We start from the raw sequence: 15,898 nt of genomic DNA, 5'->3' as shown, positions 1-15,898 counted from the left end.
CTCCCCACCAGAATTCGTTTGAAATCGAAGGTCTACATCATTTCGATTTGGGCCTTTGTTGTTTTGGGCGCTACCAGCGCATGGTCGGAATAAAATCCGCAAACGCGCGCAGCGGCGCCGGCAGGTAGCGCCGGCCGGGATAGTACAGCGAGGGACCGCTAAAGGCAGGCCACCAGCGCTCCAGCACCGGCTCCAGTTCACCGCGCTCCATGTACGGCTTCAGCCAGTCTTCAAACAGGTACACCAGGCCGCTGCCGGCCAATGCCGCATCCACCTTCAAGTCGGCGCCAGCGCCCAGGCTGACAATCAACGGACCGGCCGGTTTGATGACGACTTTCTTGCCTTTGTGCTCGAATTCCCAATCCGGCATGGCGCCGCTGGAGAAGCGCCCGCGCAGGCAGGTATGTCTCAGCAGGTCTTCCGGCCGCTTGGGCACGCCGTGCTGTCGCAGGTAGTCAGGCGACGCCGCCAGCGCAAAACGTTGCCGGCGCGGTCCAATCGGAATCGCCACCATATCCAGCTCCATGTGTTCTTCGTAGCGGACGCCGGCATCGCAGCCGGAGTGCTGCAGATCGACAAAGCTGTCATCGACGATGATCTCCAGGCAGATGTCCGGATACGCGGCGATAAACGGCGGAATGATGCGCGGCAGGATCAGTTTCGATACGCTGAGCGGCACGTTGAGCCGCAGCCTGCCAGCCGGACGGTCGCGAAAACCGTTCACCACATCCAGCGCGGATTCGACCGCGCCCAGCGCCGGCATCAGCTGCTCCAGCAAGCGCTGGCCGGCGTCGGTGGTGGCCACGCTGCGGGTGGTGCGGTTCAGCAGGCGCACACCAAGGCCGGCCTCCAGCCGCCGCACCGCTTCGCTCAGTTGTGACGCGCTATTGCCCGTCATGCGCGCGGCGCCGCGAAAGCCGCCGTGTTTGGCGACCGCGACGAAGGCGCCGATATCCTGCAGTTCAGCCATCGGTTATTGTCCTGTATTCGGCACAAGTTGTGCCATTGCGAGGTATTGTCGCACAAAGTTTTCGCGCCTAGACTGTGTTCACCAACCCATCCTTCAGGAGCATATTTTGAACACCTTCCAACTTGGCGATCTGGCTGTCAACCGCATGGGCTATGGCGCCATGCAGCTTTCTGGCCCGCACGTCTTTGGCCCACCCAAGAACCGCGAGGAAGCGCTGGCAGTGCTGCGGGAGCTGGTTGCGCTGGGCATCAATCACATCGACACCAGCGATTTCTACGGCCCCCATGTCACCAACCAGCTGATCCGCGAGGCGCTGCATCCGTACGCGGACGATCTGGTGATCGTCACCAAGATCGGCGCCTCGCGCGGTGACGACGCTTCCTGGCTGCCGGCCCAGTCGCCGAAGGCGCTGGAAGCGGCAGTGCATGACAACCTGCGCAACCTCGGCCTGGAACGGCTGGATGTGGTGAACATGCGTCTCATGTTTGACGTGATGGGGCCGGCGGAAGGCGACATTGAAGCCCACATCACCGCGCTGGCGGAACTGCAGCAACGCGGCCTGATACGTCACATTGGCTTGAGCAATGCGACCGCGCGGCAAGTGAGGCAGGCGCGCGGCATAGCCCCCATTGTCTGTGTGCAGAATCAATACAACCTGGTCCACCGCCACGACGACGCACTGATCGACGAGTTGGCAAAAGACGGTATCGCCTACGTGCCGTTCTTCCCGCTTGGCGGCTTCTCGCCACTGCAATCGGCTATCCTGTCCGAGGTCGCCGCCCAGCTGGGCGCCACGCCTATGCAGACAGCGCTGGCCTGGCTGCTGCAACGTTCGCGGAATATCCTGCTGATTCCCGGCACCTCATCCGTCGCCCACCTGCGTCAAAATGCCGCCGCTGCCGGTCTGGTACTGCCGCCGGAAGTCGTCCGTAAGCTGAATGGCATCGTCACTTCGGCATAACTGCTGATCGAGGCTGGCGCGCATCGATCTCGCCTGCGGCGGATCAAACCTGCACTTCCCACCAGAATTTATCAACAAAATCAAAGGCCTGCGTCAATCTGACGCAGGCCTTTTTTTGTAACGGCCGGGTCCTGAACCTGGCCGTTCCGGCGTCAACCTAGCAGCTTTGCTAGTGATATCCAAGACGGATTTTTGATTTAATGCCTTCCAACGCGACGCACTTCGAGACCTTGAACGGCTCGGCGGCGACAGCGCAAATGTAGCCTATCCAATCACTTTTCCCACCCGCCAAGAAAGACGAACCACCATGAAAAACCTAGTTCAAGTCGCCGGTATCATCGATGCTGAAGAAGCCAAACTGTTGTCCGCCGAGGGCGTGGACTGGCTGGGCTTCCCGCTGCGTCTGCCATCGGGCAAGGACGATATCTCCGAGTCCGCCGCGACCAAGATCATCGCCACCCTGAACACGCCACAGGCGGGCGTGCTGATCAGCTACCTGACCGACGCCGACGAGGTCAGCGCCTTCTGCACCGAACTGGGCGTGACGGCGGTGCAGCTGCACGGCGACGTGGAAGTCGAACAGCTGCGCAAGCTGAAGGCCAAGCGTCCCGACCTGTATGTGCTGAAGAGCCTGGTTGTGCGCGAGGACAACGCCGAGGAACTGCTGGCGCTGGTCGATCAATGCGCCGACGCGGTCGACATGTTCATCACCGACACCTACAACCCGGCCACCGGCGCCAAGGGCGCGACCGGCCTGACCCATGACTGGTCGGTCAGCGCCGAACTGGTGCGCCGCTCGCCCAAGCCGCTGATGCTGGCCGGCGGCCTGACGCCGGACAACGTCGCCGCCGCGATCCGCCAGGTGCGCCCGGCCGCCGTCGACGCCCACACCGGACTGGAAGGCCCGAACGGCCGCAAGGATCTGGAGAAGACCCGCCGCTTCGTGGCCGAGGCCCGCCTCGCGTTCAACGAAATCGAGGCCGCGTAAGCGGCGCGGAAAGGAGGGCCAGTCATGTTCAATCAAGCTGCTGTTCACGTACTACCGCAAACCAACCAGTTGCGCGCGCTGCATTCCATCATCCGCGACAAGCACGCCAGCCAGGAGGACTTCGTGTTCTATTCGAACAGGATCATCCGGCAATTGCTGGAAACCGGCATGAACCTGCTGCCTTTCGAACCGCGCCTGGTGACCACGCCGATCGGCGCCAGCTTCGACGGGTTGCAGCTGGCCGTCAAGCTGTGCGGCGTATCGGTGATACGGGCCGGGGAAAGCATGGAGCCGGAATTGCGGGCCATGTATCCGGGCCTGCGCATGGGCAAGATCCTGATCCAGCGCGACAAGCAGACCAAGCTGCCCGACCTGCTGTACTCGCATCTGCCACCGGACATCAGCGAGCGTCATGTGCTGTTGCTGGAGCCGATGCTGGCCACCGGCGGTTCGGCGCTGGCGGCGATCGAGGTCTTGCTGAAGGCGGGGGTGCCGGAGGAGCACATTATCTTCGTCAACCTGCTGGCGGCGCCGGTCGGCCTGAAGCGCCTGCTCGACACCCACCCCAAACTGCGCGTGGTCACCGCCTCGGTCGAGAAGGAACTGACCGACCAGGCTTACATGATCCCGGGCATCGGCGATTTCGGCGACCGTTATTTCGGCACCGCGCGCTAGGAGCAGACGATGAAAAAGCACACATTGATGTTCGATTCGCTGCTGACCGCGCTCGCTCCGGCCATCTGGGGCAGCACGTATCTGATCACAACCGAACTGCTGCCACCGGGTAGGCCATTGCTGGCCGCGGTGCTGCGAGCATTGCCCGCCGGCCTGATCTTGCTTGCGATCGGTCGCAAGCTGCCGGCGGGCGCGTGGTGGTGGAGGGCGCTGGTGCTGGGCGTGCTGAACATCGGTGCGTTCTTTTACTTCCTGTTCGTCGCCGCCTACCACCTGCCGGGCGGGGTGGCGGCGCTGGTGATGTCGATCCAGCCCATGATCGTGCTGCTGCTGGGGCTGGGTCTGCTGGGCGAGAGGATACGCCCGGCCCAGGTGCTGGCCTGCCTGGTGGGCGCGCTCGGGATCGGCCTGCTGGTGCTGAAGCCGGCCGCCAGGCTGGACGGCATCGGCATCCTGGCCGGGCTGGCCGGCGCCACCTGCATGGCGGCCGGCATCGTGCTGACCAAGCGCTGGGGCAGGCCGGAGGGGGTGAGCGTGCTCAACTTCACCGGCTGGCAGCTGGTGGTGGGCGGCGCGGTGCTGGTGCCGGTCGCCGTGCTCACCGAGGGCATGCCGCCGGCGCTCACCGGCGCCAACTGGCTGGGTTTCGCCTACCTGGGCATCGTCGGCGCGCTGTTCGCCTACATGGTCTGGTTCCGCGGCATCCAGCGTTTGCCAGCCTTGACAGTGTCCTTCCTGTCGTTCGCCAGCCCTTTGATGGCCGCTTTGCTGGGATTCGTTTTCCTCGGTCAAAGCTTCAGCCTGACCCAGATGCTGGGCGCGGGCGCGGTGATCGCCGCCGTGGTGATCGTGCAACCGCGCCGGCCGGCGGCGCCGCCTTTGCGGGCCGTCGCGCCGAACGGCCGCCTGGCCAAGGCGCCGGCCAAATAAGCGCGGCCGGCTCCGTCCGCACCAACCGGAGGCGGGCCGGTGCAGCGCACCGCGCCTTCCTTCTTCACTTACCAACCTACGCAGGGAAGAATCATGAAAAAAATGTTTGAGCCCATTTCGTTAGGCGATATCGCCATGGCAAACCGATTTGTCATGGCCCCGATGACGCGCAACCGCGCCACCGAAGACGGCCTGGCCACCGAATTGATGGCGACCTATTATGCGCAGCGCGCCAGCGCCGGCCTGATCATCTCGGAAGGCATCCAGCCCAGCCAGGTGGGACAAGGCTTCACCGGCACCCCCGGGCTGCACACGCCGCAACAGATCGAATCCTGGAAGGCGGTCACCGGCGCCGTGCACCAGGCCGGCGGGCGCATCGTCGCCCAGTTGATGCATGCCGGCCGCATCGGCCACCCGGCGCTGTATCCCAGCGCGCACCTGCCGGTGGCGCCGTCGGCCATCGCCGCCGAGGGCAAGACCTACACCCGCGACGGCATGCTCGACTACCCCACGCCCATCGTGATGACCAAGAGCGAGATCGCCCGCACCATCGACGACTTCGCCACGGCGGCGTGCAACGCCATCGCGGCCGGTTTCGACGGCGTCGAGATCCATGGCGGCAACGGCTTCCTGCTGCACCAGTTCATGGCGGCCAACACCAATTTGCGCGGCGACGAATACGGCGGCAGCCTGGCCGCGCGCGTCCGGTTTCCGGTCGAGGTGGCCGAGGCGGTGACCGCCGCCATCGGCGCCGGCCGCACCGGCCTGCGCATCTCGCCGTCCAACCCCTACAACGACATCGCCGAGGGCGATTCGCTGGCGCTGTATCGCGAGCTGGTGTCGCGCCTGCCGGACCTGGCCTTCCTGCACATCATGGAAGCCCATTGCCGCGAGCAGACGCTGGCGGTGCGCGAGAACTGGCGCGGCGCGCTGATCCTCAATCCGCATGCCAGCGCCGACGACGGCCCGGTGTCGGGCGCCATCGCCGAAGCGGTGGTGGAGCAGGACCTGGCCGACGCCGTGGTGTTCGGCGCGCTGTTCCTGGCCAACCCCGACCTGCCGGCCCGGATCCAGGCCGGCGGCCCGTTCAACGCGCTGGATCAAGCCACCTTGTACGGCGGCGACCAGCGCGGCTACACCGACTATCCGTCCTTGTAAGCCCGGGGACGTGGGCGCCGCCGTTGCCGCGCCGGCGCCGTCCCATCCACCCGTTTTTAACAACAAAGGAATTCGTATGAAACCAAATACTGTGAACACGCTGGCGCGCCCACTGGTGGCCGCGCTGGCGCTGGCCGGTGTGGCGGTCCTGGGCCTGTCCGGCTGCGACAAGGCGGTGGGCCAGCCACAAGAAAGCGCGGCCGGCGCGCCGCCGATCACGGCCGCGGCCGTGCTGGAACGCGCGGTGGCCGACAGCCAGGAATTCTCCGGTCGCCTGGAGGCGGTGGAACGGGTCGAGATCCGTCCCCGCGTGGGCGGCTTCATCACGGCGGTCAACTTCACCCCGGGCAGCGAGGTGCGCAAGGGCGACGTGCTGTTCACGATCGACCCGCGGCCGTTCCAGGCCGAGGCCAATCGCGCCGAGGCGGCCGCCCATGCGGCGCGCGCCAGGGCCGCCCTGGCCAAGCTGGAACTGGCCCGCGCCGAGCTGCTGCTGGCCGACAAGGCCATCCCCCAGCGCGAGCTCGACGAGAAGGCCTCCAGCCTGAAGGAACTGGACGCCAACGCGCGCGCCGCCCAGGCCAGCTTCGAGGCCGCGCGCCTGAACCTGAACTATAGCCAGGTGGTCGCGCCGATCAGCGGCCGTGTGTCGAAGGCGGAGATCACCGTCGGCAACCTGGTCGACAGCAGCGCGGTGCTGACCTCGGTGGTCTCGACCAGCTCGATCTACGCCAGCTTCGACGGCGACGAGGACACCTATCTGCGCGTCGGCCGCCTGGCCCAGCGCGGCGGCGCGGTGGCGGTGCGGGTCGGCCTGGCCAACGAGACCGGCTTCCCGCACCAGGGCAGGCTGGAGTTCGTCGACAACCGGCTCGATCCCGGCACCGGCAGCGTGCGCATGCGCGCCAGGTTCGCCAACGCCGACCATGGCCTGGCGCCGGGCCTGTTCGCGCGGGTGCAGCTGGGCGGCGACGAGTCGGCGCCCGCCAAGGTGGCGCTGATCAGCGAGCGCGCCATCGGCACCGACCAGGACCGCAAGTATGTGTTCGTGGTGGGCGCCGACGGCAAGGCCGAATACCGCCAGGTCATGCTGGGGCGCCCGGTCGATGGCTTGCGCGTGGTGCGCCAGGGCTTGAAGGCGGGCGAAAAAATCGTCGTCAACGGGCTGCAGCGGGTGCGTCCGGGCGCGCCGGTCGCGGCCGTGCTGGTGGCGATGGACGCCGGCCTGCCGTCGGCGGCCAAGGTGGGCGCCGACCAGGTCGCCGCCGCCACGACCGCCTCAACCAAGGAACAATAATGAACATCTCACGCTTCTTCATCGACCGGCCGATCTTCGCGGCCGTGCTGTCGATCATGATCTTCGTGGCCGGGCTGCTGTCCATCTTCAAGCTGCCCGTTTCCGAATACCCGGACGTGGTGCCGCCGTCGGTGGTGGTGCGCGCCCAGTACCCCGGCGCCAACCCCAAGGTGATCGCCGAAACCGTGGCCGCGCCGCTGGAGGAACAGGTCAACGGCGTCGAGAACATGCTGTACATGTCCTCGCAGTCGACCGCCGACGGCTCGCTGGCGCTGACCGTGACCTTCAAGGTGGGCACCAACGTCGAGCAGGCCGAGACCCAGGTGCAGAACCGGGTCCAGCGCGCCTTGCCGCGCCTGCCGGAGGAGGTGCGCCAGATCGGCGTCACCACCGTCAAGAGCTCGCCGAACATGACCATGGTGGTGCACCTGTCGTCACCCAAGGGCCGCTACGACGATGTCTACCTGCGCAATTACGCGGTGCTCAACATCAAGGACCAGCTGGCCCGCATACCAGGCATGGGCGAAACCGTGCTGCTCGGCGCCGGCGACTACGCCATGCGGGTCTGGCTCGATCCGCAAAAGGTGGCGGCGCGCGGCATGACGGCCGGCGACGTGGTGGGCGCGATCCGCGAACAGAACGTGCAGGTGGCGGCCGGCGTGATCGGCGCCTCGCCCACCAGGGGCGCGGAATTCCAGCTGACCGTGAACACCCAGGGCCGTTTGCAGACGGTGGAGGAGTTCGGCAACATCATCGTGCGCACCGGCGCCGACGGCGCGCTGACCTTGCTCAAGGACGTGGCCCGGGTCGAACTGGGATCCAACGCCTACGCCCTGCGCTCGCTGCTGGACAATCAGGCGGCGGTGGCGATCGCCATTTTCGAGGCGCCCGGCGCCAACGCGCTGGAGCTGTCGGCCAATGTGCGCGCCAAGATGGCGGAACTGAAAAAGGACTTCCCGCAGGACGTGGAGTTCAGCGTGGTGTACGACCCGACCCAGTTCGTGCGCGAGTCGATCAAGGCCGTGATCCACACGCTGCTGGAGGCGGTGGCGCTGGTGGTGGTGGTGGTGATCGTGTTCCTGCAGACCTGGCGCGCCTCCATCATCCCGTTGCTGGCGGTGCCGGTCTCCATCATCGGCACCTTCGCCGTGATGCTGGGCCTGGGCTTTTCGATCAACACCCTGTCGCTGTTCGGACTGGTGCTGGCGATCGGCATCGTGGTCGATGACGCCATCGTGGTGGTGGAGAACGTCGAGCGCAACATCGGCGCCGGCCTGACGCCGCGCGACGCCACCGTGCAGGCGATGAAGGAGGTCAGCGGACCGATCATCGCCATCGCCCTGGTGCTGTGCGCGGTGTTCGTGCCGATCGCCTTCGTGTCCGGCCTGTCCGGCCAGTTCTACCGCCAGTTCGCGCTGACCATCGCGATCTCCACCGTGATCTCGGCCATCAGCTCGCTGACCCTGTCGCCGGCGCTGGCGGCGACGCTGCTCAAACCGCACGACGCGCCCAAGGACGCGCTGACCCGCGCCATGGACCGGCTGTTCGGCCGCTTCTTCTCCGGCTTCAACCGCTTCTTCGGCCGCGCCTCGGTCCGGTACGAGGGCGGCGTCAAGGGCGTGCTGGGCCGCAAGACCTTGGCGGTGGCGGTCTACGCGCTGTTGAGCGTGTGCGCCGTGTTCGTGTTCCAGGCGGTGCCCAGCGGTTTCGTGCCGTCGCAGGACAAGCAATACCTGGTGGGCTTCGCCCAGCTGCCGGACGGCGCCTCGCTGGACCGCACCGACGCCGTGCTGAAGCGCATGTCCGACATCGCGCTGGGCGTGCCCGGCGTGGAATCGACCAACGCCTTCCCCGGCCTGTCGATCAACGGCTTCACCAACGCCTCCAACGCCGGCATCGTGTTCTTCCCGTTGAAGCCGTTCGAGCAGCGCACCAGCGCCGACCTGTCCGGCGGCGCCATCGCCCAGCAGATCAACCAGCGCATGGGCGCCGTGCAGGACGCCTTTGTGATGGTGTTTCCGCCGCCGCCGGTCAGCGGTCTGGGCACCATCGGCGGCTTCAAACTGATGGTGGAGGACCGCGCCAACGTCGGCTACGACGCCTTGTACAAGGCGGTGCAGGACTTGCAGAACAAGGCCTGGCAGTCGAAGGAGTTGTCCGGCGTGTTCACCAACTTCCAGATCAACGTGCCGCAGTTGTTCGCCGACGTCGATCGCAGCAAAGCCAAGCAACTGGGCGTACCGCTGCAAACCATCTACCAGACCCTGCAGATCAACCTGGGCTCGCTGTATGTGAACGACTTCAACCAGTTCGGCCGCACCTACCAGGTGCGGGTGCAGGCCGACGCGCCGTTCCGTTCGCACGCCCAGGACATCGCCCACCTGAAGGTGCGCAACGACAAGGGGGAGATGATCCCGCTGTCGTCGCTGATGCGGGTCAAGGACAGCTACGGTCCGGGCCAGGTGCAGCGCTACAACGCCTACGTCGCGGCCGACATCAACGGCGCCCCGGCGCCGGGCGTGTCCTCCGGCCAGGCGCGCGCCGCGCTGGAGAAGATCGCCGCCGAAACCTTGCCCAAAGGCGTGACCATCGAATGGACCGACCTGACCTATCAGGAGATCCTGGCCGGCAACACCATGCTGCTGGTGTTCCCGCTGTGCGTGCTGCTGGTGTTCCTGGTGCTGGCCGCCCAGTACGAAAGCTGGACCCTGCCGCTGGCGGTGATCCTGATCGTGCCGATGTCCATCCTGTGCGCGCTGATCGGCGTCAAGCTGAGCGGCGGCGACAACAACATCTTCACCCAGATCGCGCTGTTCGTGCTGGTGGGGCTGGCCTCGAAGAACGCGATCCTGATCGTGGAATTCGCCCGCGAACTGGAACACCATGGCCGCAGCGTGGTGCAGGCCGCGCTGGAATCGTGCCGTTTGCGTCTGCGGCCGATTCTGATGACCTCGATCGCCTTCATCATGGGAGTGCTGCCGCTGGTGTTTTCGCACGGCGCCGGCGCCGAGATGCGCCACGCGATGGGAGTGGCGGTATTCGGCGGCATGCTGGGAGTGACCTTCTTCGGCCTGTTCCTGACACCGGTGTTCTACGTCCTGCTGCGCGGCTTCGCCCAGCGTTTTGAAAAGCCTCGCGCCGCGTCCCTGGTCGCGGCCAAACTGGAAGGGAGCGCGCCATGAAGCGCCGCATACAACACAGCGTTCCACTGTTGGCGGCCATGCTGCTCAGCGCCTGCGCCGCGCCGCAACTGAGCGCGCCGGTGCTGGACCTGCCGGCCGGCTTCAAGGAAGCGCAGACGCCGGAGCGCGCCGCCGACGGCAGCCGCTGGCAACCGGCGCGGCCGGCCGAGGCCCGGGCCCGCGGGCTATGGTGGCTGGCCTTCAACGACACGGTGCTGAATGGCCTGATCGACGACGCCAGCGCCGCCAACGCCAACCTGGCGGTGGCGGCGGCCCGGGTCAGGCAGGCCCGCGCCCTGGCCGGCGTGGCCGAGGCGGACCGCGGCGTGCAACTGGACGCCCAGCTGGGCGCACAGCGCGGCCGGGCCGCCAACCATGCGCTGGGCCTGCCGCCCGGCGCGGCGGTTGGCGTGGGCAACACCTGGCAGGGCAAACTGGCCGCCAGCTACGAGGTCGACCTGTTCGGGCGGGTCGCCGCCAGCGTCGGCGCGGCGCAGGCCGACGCGGCGGCCAGCGAGGCGAACTATCGCTCGGTGCTGCTGGCCTTGCAGGCGGACGTGGCCCAGACTTATTTCAGGCTGCGCGCGACCGACGCCGAGCTGGCGACGCTGGAGCGGACGGTGCGCCTGCGCGAGCAAAGCGTGCAGGTCAACCAGCGCCGTTTCGACCTGGGCGAATTGGGCGAGTTCGACCTGGCCCGGGCCAAGACCGAGCTGGCCACGGCGCGCGCCGAGGCGATCGGCTTGCAGCGCCAGCGGGTCGGCGCCGAACACGCGCTGGCGGTCTTGCTGGGCAAGCCGGCCGCCAGTTTCGCCTTCGCGGTGCAGCCCTTGGAGGAAGGCGGCGCGGTGCCGGCGATACCGGCGGGCTTGCCGTCGGCCCTGCTGGAACGCCGGCCCGACATCACCGCCGCCCAGCGCGCGATGGTGGCGGCCAACGCCCGCATCGGCCTGGCCAGATCGGCCGTGTTCCCCGCGCTGGCGCTGACCGGCGCCGGCGGCGGCGAGTCCGACACCTTGGCCAGCCTGTTCAAGTGGGATGCCCGCAGCTGGGTGGTGGGGGCGCTGATGTCGATGCCGCTGATCGACGGCGGCCGTAACAAGGCCAACATCGCCCGCAGCGAGGCGGCGCTGGACGAGTCGGTGGCCAGCTATCGGCAGAGCGTGCTGACGGCGTTCGCCGAGGTCGAGGACAACCTGGCCGGCCTGCGTATCCTGGCCGGGCAGGGCGAGCAGCTGGACGCCGCCGTGCTGTCGGCGCGGCGCTCCGCCGACCTGGCGCAAAAGCTCTACCAGGCCGGGCGTTCCAGCTATCTGGACTTGCTCGACGCGCAGCGCAACCTGGCCAGCGTGGAGCGCAACGCGGTGCAGTTGCGTGGCAATCGTTATGTGTCGACGGTCGCCCTGATCCGCTCGCTGGGCGGCGGCTGGACCGTGCAATAAACGCCTGACCGCGCGGCGTCCGCCCGGACGCCGCGCATTTTACGCCTCCTGTTTTTCCTCCCCACTTCTGCTCTCCGCCGGTTTCATTGGTATTTATGCGTTTTTATTTAATTATTTATATTGAATAAATTATGCGAGATGTTTATTCATCGACCCTGACAGTATTGATAGTGATGCTGATTGTTATTTTTTGATTTAATGGATTCCGTTAGTCAAATATTAATCAGCGCGGCGCGCGGCATTTTATTGATGCATCCCAATGCATCCCAATGCATTGATTTGCAAGGATATTGCCTTTGATTCGTATCCGATCTGATGTTTATTTAATTCCGAAAATTTAATTATTTTTAACAAATTACTGGCACGAGGTGAATATGAATACTGTTATTAATGTAAATAAACTGGACGAAGGCAAATGCCTGCCCGATCTGCTGTGGGAGCAGGTGCGCGCGCGTCCGGATCATCCGGCCGTGATCAGCGGCCAGCAGCGCCTGAGCTTCCGCGAACTGGCGCAGAGCAGCGCCATCCTGGCGGCCTATTTGCGCCACCTGGGCGTGGTCGGCGACGCCTGCATCGGCATCTTCGTCGACCCTTCGCTGGAACTGATGACGGGCGTATGGGGCATCCTGCTGGCGGGCGGCGCCTACCTGCCGCTGTCGCCGGAATACCCCGAGGAGCGCCTGCGCTACATGCTCGAGGATGCCCGCGTCGATGTTGTGTTCGCCCAGGAGGAGTTGAAGGGACGCCTGGCGCGCCTGGCGCCGGAAGGGACCCGTGTCGTCACCATGGAGGACGCGCTGGCCTACCATGTGGCCCATGGCCGCACGGTGGCGCACGCCGCGCAGCAACAACATGAGCCTGTGCGTCCGCACAACCTGGCCTACATCATCTACACCTCGGGTAGCACCGGCAAACCGAAAGGGGTGATGATCGAGCATCGCAGCATCGTCAGTCAGATGGGCTGGCTGCAGGACGCCTATCGGCTGGACCATCAACGCGTGGTGCTGCAAAAAACCCCGATGAGCTTTGACGCCGCCCAGTGGGAAATCCTGGCGCCGGCCTGCGGCAGCACGGTGGTGGTGGGCGCGCCCGGCATCTATCGCGATCCCGAGGCGCTGCTCGACACCATCCTGGAACAGCAGGTCACCACCCTGCAGTGCGTGCCGACCCTGCTGCAGGCGCTGCTGGACAGCGATCGCTTCCAGGATTGCACCTCGCTGACGCAGATCTTCAGCGGCGGCGAGATCCTGTCCAAGCATCTGGCGCAGCAATGCCTGGACACCATGTCCAATTGCGAGCTGATCAACCTGTACGGTCCGACCGAGTGCACCATCAATTCCTCGTCCTACCAGGTGCGGCGCGACACGGTGGCCGCCGGTCCGAACGCGATTTCGATCGGCGCGCCGGTGCGCGACACGCAGTACTACATCCTGGACGGCAATATGGCGCTGGTGAAGCAGGGCGAGATCGGCGAGCTGTATATCGGCGGCGCGCAACTGGCGCGCGGCTATCTGCACCGGCCCGACCTGACGGCGGAGCGTTTCGTCGATAATCCGCTGGCGCCCGAGGGCCGCGGCGACAAGCTGTATCGCACCGGCGACCTGGGCCTCTGGAACCCCGACGGCACGGTGCAGTTCTCCGGCCGCGCCGACAACCAGGTCAAGCTGCGCGGCTTCCGCGTCGAGCTGGACGAGATCCGGCTGGCGATCGAGGACCACGACTGGGTCAAGAACGCCGCCTTGCTGATCAAGAACGACAGCCGCACCGGCTTCCAGAATCTGATCGCCTGCATCGAGCTCAATCCGCGCGAGGCCGCCTTGATGGACCAGGGCAACCACGGTGCGCACCACCAGTCCAAGAACAGCAAGTTGCAGGTCAAGGCCCAGCTGTCCAACGTCGGCTGCCGCGACGCCGCCGACCTGGCCGCGCGCGTCACCGTCGAGCTGCCAGGTAAGAACGCCAGCGCGGCGCAGCGCCGGCGCGTGTTCGCCCGCAAAACCTATCGCTACTTCGATGGCGGCCCGGTCAACCGCGACGAGCTGGCGCAACTGCTTGCCGCCCCGCGGGCGCCCAGCGCCGCGCGCAGCCCGGCCAGCCTGGGGTACGCCGAATTCGGCGAGATCGTGCGCAACTTCGGCCAGTTCGCCAGCGGCGAACGCCTGCTGCCCAAATACGGCTATGCCTCGCCCGGCGCGCTGTACGCAACCCAGATGTATTTCGAGCTGGGCGGCATCGGCGGCCTGCGCCACGGCGTCTATTACTACCACCCGGTCCACCACCAGCTGGTGCTGATCAGCGAACTGGCGGGCGAGTCCGGCGGCAGCATCAAGCTCCACTTCGTCGGCAAGAAGAGCGCCATCGAGCCGGTCTACAAGAACAACATCCTCGAAGTGCTGGAGATGGAAGCCGGCCACATGCTGGGGCTGTTCGACGAGATCCTGCCGGCGCACCAGCTGGCCATTGACGGCGGCGCCTTCCTGCCCGAGGTGAAGGCGCAGCTGGCGTGCGCGGACGAGGACTACTATCTCGGCACCTTTGAACTGGTGTCGGCGGCGCAGCAGGGTGCGCGGCCGGAGCAGGCCATGGACATCTACCTCCAGGCGCATGGCGACAAGGTGGCCGGACTGGCGGGAGGGCAATATCGCTACCGCGACGGCGACTTCGAAGCGGTGTCCGATCAGCTGATCCAGAAGAAGCATGTGATCGCGATCAACCAGCAGGTGTACGAGCGTTCCAGCTTCGGCGTGTCGCTGATCAGCCGGGATGAGCGCGACTGGATGCACTTCATCGCGCTCGGGCGCAAGCTGCAGCACTTGCAGATGAATGGCTGCCAGCTGGGCTTCATGTCGTCCGGCTACAGCTCGAAGACCGGCAACGACCTGCCGTCGGCCAAGCAGATGGCAGCCATCCTGGCGCAGCGGGGCGAGGTTCCGGGACCGTTCTACTTCGCCCTGGGCGGGCGCGTCAGCGAGGAGCAGATCGCCAGCGAGGGCATGAAGGAGGACGCCATCCACATGAAGGGGCCGGCCGAGATCATCAAGGAGGATTTGTTGAAGCTGCTGCCGAACTACATGATGCCGAACAAGATCATCGTGATGGACCGCCTGCCACAGACGGCCAACGGCAAGATCGACCACAAGGCCCTGGCCGCGTCCAAGCAGGCCAACGCCGAGGCCAGCGACCGGCCCTTCGTGGCGCCGCGCACGCCGACCGAGCTGCGCATCGGCGAGATCTGGAGAAAGGCCATGAAGTGGGACGCGGTCTCGGTGCATGACGACTTCTTCGAATCGGGCGGCAATTCGCTGATCGCGGTGCGCCTGATCAACCACATCAACAAGGCCTTCGGTTCGTCACTGCCGCTGCAGCTGCTGTTCGAGGCCACCACCATCGAGAAGCTGGCCGCCAAGGTCGACGCGGGGCAGGCCGATTCGCTGTCGCGCCTGGTGCTGCTGGCCAAGGGCGGCCAGCGCAAGGCCATCTATTGCTGGCCGGGCCTGGGCGGCTACCCGATGAATCTGCGGCTGCTGGCGCAGCAGGTCGACAGCGACCATCCGTTCTATGGGGTGCAGGCGCACGGCATCAATCGGGACGAGGTGGCCTATGCCAGCATCGCCAGGATGGCGCAGGAGGACATCCTGGCCATCAAGCGGGTGCAGCCGCACGGACCCTACACCCTGTGGGGCTATTCCTTCGGCGCGCGGGTCGCGTTCGAGGTGGCCTACCAGCTGGAGCAGGCCGGCGAGGTGGTCGATGACCTGTATCTGATCGCGCCGGGCTCGCCCAAGCTGCGCGCCGAGGACGCGGCCGAGCATGGCAACGCGCCCAGCTACGACAATCCGGCCTTCGTCACCATCCTGTATTCGGTGTTCACCCACAGCATCAGCGGACCGGGCCTGGCCGAATGCCTGAAGGTGGCCAAGGATAAGCACAGCTTCGCGGCCTTCATTTGCGGCCGGATACGCAGCCTGGACCAGGACCTGGTCGAACGCATCATCGACATCGTCTGCCAGACCTACGAGTTCAAGTACACCTTCCACGAGCTGGCCGAGCGCAGCATCCGCGCGCCGCTGACCATCTTCAAGGCCGACGGCGACGACTATTCGTTCATCGAGAACAGCGCCGGCTACTCGGAAGTCGAGCCGGACGTGATCAACCTGGAAGCGGACCACTACAGCATGCTCAAGCTGCCCGGCATCGAGGAGCTGGTGTCCGTGATCCATGCCCGGCTCGGCGTCGCGCCGGGCCGCAAAGTGGCGGAGGACGCCTCGGAACTGGCCGCCGGTTAAGGAGCGTAA

General features: G+C 66.0%; 10 protein-coding genes and 1 pseudogene. 10 read left to right on the top strand and 1 reads right to left on the bottom strand.

The window, feature by feature from the left end; all coding sequences use genetic code 11:
- Positions 1-70 precede the first annotated feature (70 nt).
- The gene (locus tag V6M89_RS13160; RefSeq protein ID WP_332853586.1) at positions 71-970 is read right to left on the bottom strand and encodes a LysR family transcriptional regulator; all 900 of its coding nucleotides are present in this window, start codon (positions 968-970) and stop codon (positions 71-73) included.
- 106 nt (positions 971-1,076) lie between these two features.
- Here V6M89_RS13160 and V6M89_RS13155 point away from each other — a divergent pair, with 106 nt between their 5' ends.
- From V6M89_RS13155 to V6M89_RS30410, 10 genes and pseudogenes are all read left to right on the top strand, one after another.
- Complete coding sequence (locus V6M89_RS13155) at positions 1,077-1,931, top strand: aldo/keto reductase family oxidoreductase (protein ID WP_332853585.1); 855 nt, start codon at positions 1,077-1,079, stop codon at positions 1,929-1,931.
- 307 nt (positions 1,932-2,238) lie between these two features.
- Positions 2,239-2,919, top strand: a complete 681-nt coding sequence (locus tag V6M89_RS13150) for a phosphoribosylanthranilate isomerase (RefSeq protein ID WP_332853584.1) — start codon at positions 2,239-2,241, stop codon at positions 2,917-2,919.
- A 24-nt stretch (positions 2,920-2,943) separates the two neighbouring features.
- Complete coding sequence (gene upp / locus V6M89_RS13145; protein WP_332853583.1) at positions 2,944-3,594, top strand: uracil phosphoribosyltransferase; 651 nt, start codon at positions 2,944-2,946, stop codon at positions 3,592-3,594.
- Between the two features lie 9 nt (positions 3,595-3,603).
- Positions 3,604-4,524 (top strand): EamA family transporter, encoded by a 921-nt coding sequence (locus V6M89_RS13140; protein ID WP_332853582.1) that lies wholly within the window; start codon positions 3,604-3,606, stop codon positions 4,522-4,524.
- A 93-nt stretch (positions 4,525-4,617) separates the two neighbouring features.
- Positions 4,618-5,682, top strand: coding sequence for an alkene reductase (locus tag V6M89_RS13135; protein WP_332853581.1), 1,065 nt, complete (start codon positions 4,618-4,620; stop codon positions 5,680-5,682).
- Between the two features lie 76 nt (positions 5,683-5,758).
- A complete protein-coding gene (locus V6M89_RS13130) occupies positions 5,759-6,979 on the top strand; it encodes an efflux RND transporter periplasmic adaptor subunit (protein ID WP_332853580.1) in 1,221 nt (406 codons plus the stop codon).
- Positions 6,979-10,161, top strand: a complete 3,183-nt coding sequence (locus tag V6M89_RS13125; protein WP_332853579.1) for an efflux RND transporter permease subunit — start codon at positions 6,979-6,981, stop codon at positions 10,159-10,161. Before V6M89_RS13130 ends, V6M89_RS13125 begins: the two co-directional genes overlap by 1 nt.
- Positions 10,158-11,603, top strand: coding sequence for an efflux transporter outer membrane subunit (locus V6M89_RS13120; protein ID WP_332853578.1), 1,446 nt, complete (start codon positions 10,158-10,160; stop codon positions 11,601-11,603). Before V6M89_RS13125 ends, V6M89_RS13120 begins: the two co-directional genes overlap by 4 nt.
- A gap of 374 nt (positions 11,604-11,977) precedes the next feature.
- Positions 11,978-13,282, top strand: a pseudogene (locus tag V6M89_RS30415) (non-ribosomal peptide synthetase); the annotation flags it as partial.
- 141 nt (positions 13,283-13,423) lie between these two features.
- Positions 13,424-15,889, top strand: coding sequence for a thioesterase domain-containing protein (locus V6M89_RS30410; protein WP_442881972.1), 2,466 nt, complete (start codon positions 13,424-13,426; stop codon positions 15,887-15,889).
- The last annotated feature ends 9 nt before the right edge of the window (positions 15,890-15,898 follow it).

Source organism: Duganella sp. S19_KUP01_CR8 (assembly GCF_036688705.1).
In the GTDB taxonomy this organism is placed as follows: domain Bacteria; phylum Pseudomonadota; class Gammaproteobacteria; order Burkholderiales; family Burkholderiaceae_D; genus Rugamonas.
The sequence above is the reverse complement of the archived record's forward strand: the minus strand, read 5'-3'. Positions and strand labels throughout refer to the sequence as shown.

What these genes read in the sequence shown, in the direction of transcription:
- V6M89_RS13130 (WP_332853580.1), top strand. Translation starts at nt 5,759, where the DNA reads ATGAAACCAAATACTGTGAACACGCTGGCGCGCCCACTGGTGGCCGCG.
- V6M89_RS13120 (WP_332853578.1), top strand. Translation starts at nt 10,158, where the DNA reads ATGAAGCGCCGCATACAACACAGCGTTCCACTGTTGGCGGCCATGCTG.
- V6M89_RS13140 (WP_332853582.1), top strand. Translation starts at nt 3,604, where the DNA reads ATGAAAAAGCACACATTGATGTTCGATTCGCTGCTGACCGCGCTCGCT.
- V6M89_RS13135 (WP_332853581.1), top strand. Translation starts at nt 4,618, where the DNA reads ATGAAAAAAATGTTTGAGCCCATTTCGTTAGGCGATATCGCCATGGCA.
- upp (WP_332853583.1), top strand. Translation starts at nt 2,944, where the DNA reads ATGTTCAATCAAGCTGCTGTTCACGTACTACCGCAAACCAACCAGTTG.
- V6M89_RS13125 (WP_332853579.1), top strand. Translation starts at nt 6,979, where the DNA reads ATGAACATCTCACGCTTCTTCATCGACCGGCCGATCTTCGCGGCCGTG.
- V6M89_RS13160 (WP_332853586.1), bottom strand. Translation starts at nt 970, where the DNA reads ATGGCTGAACTGCAGGATATCGGCGCCTTCGTCGCGGTCGCCAAACAC.
- V6M89_RS30410 (WP_442881972.1), top strand. Translation starts at nt 13,424, where the DNA reads ATGGACCAGGGCAACCACGGTGCGCACCACCAGTCCAAGAACAGCAAG.
- V6M89_RS13150 (WP_332853584.1), top strand. Translation starts at nt 2,239, where the DNA reads ATGAAAAACCTAGTTCAAGTCGCCGGTATCATCGATGCTGAAGAAGCC.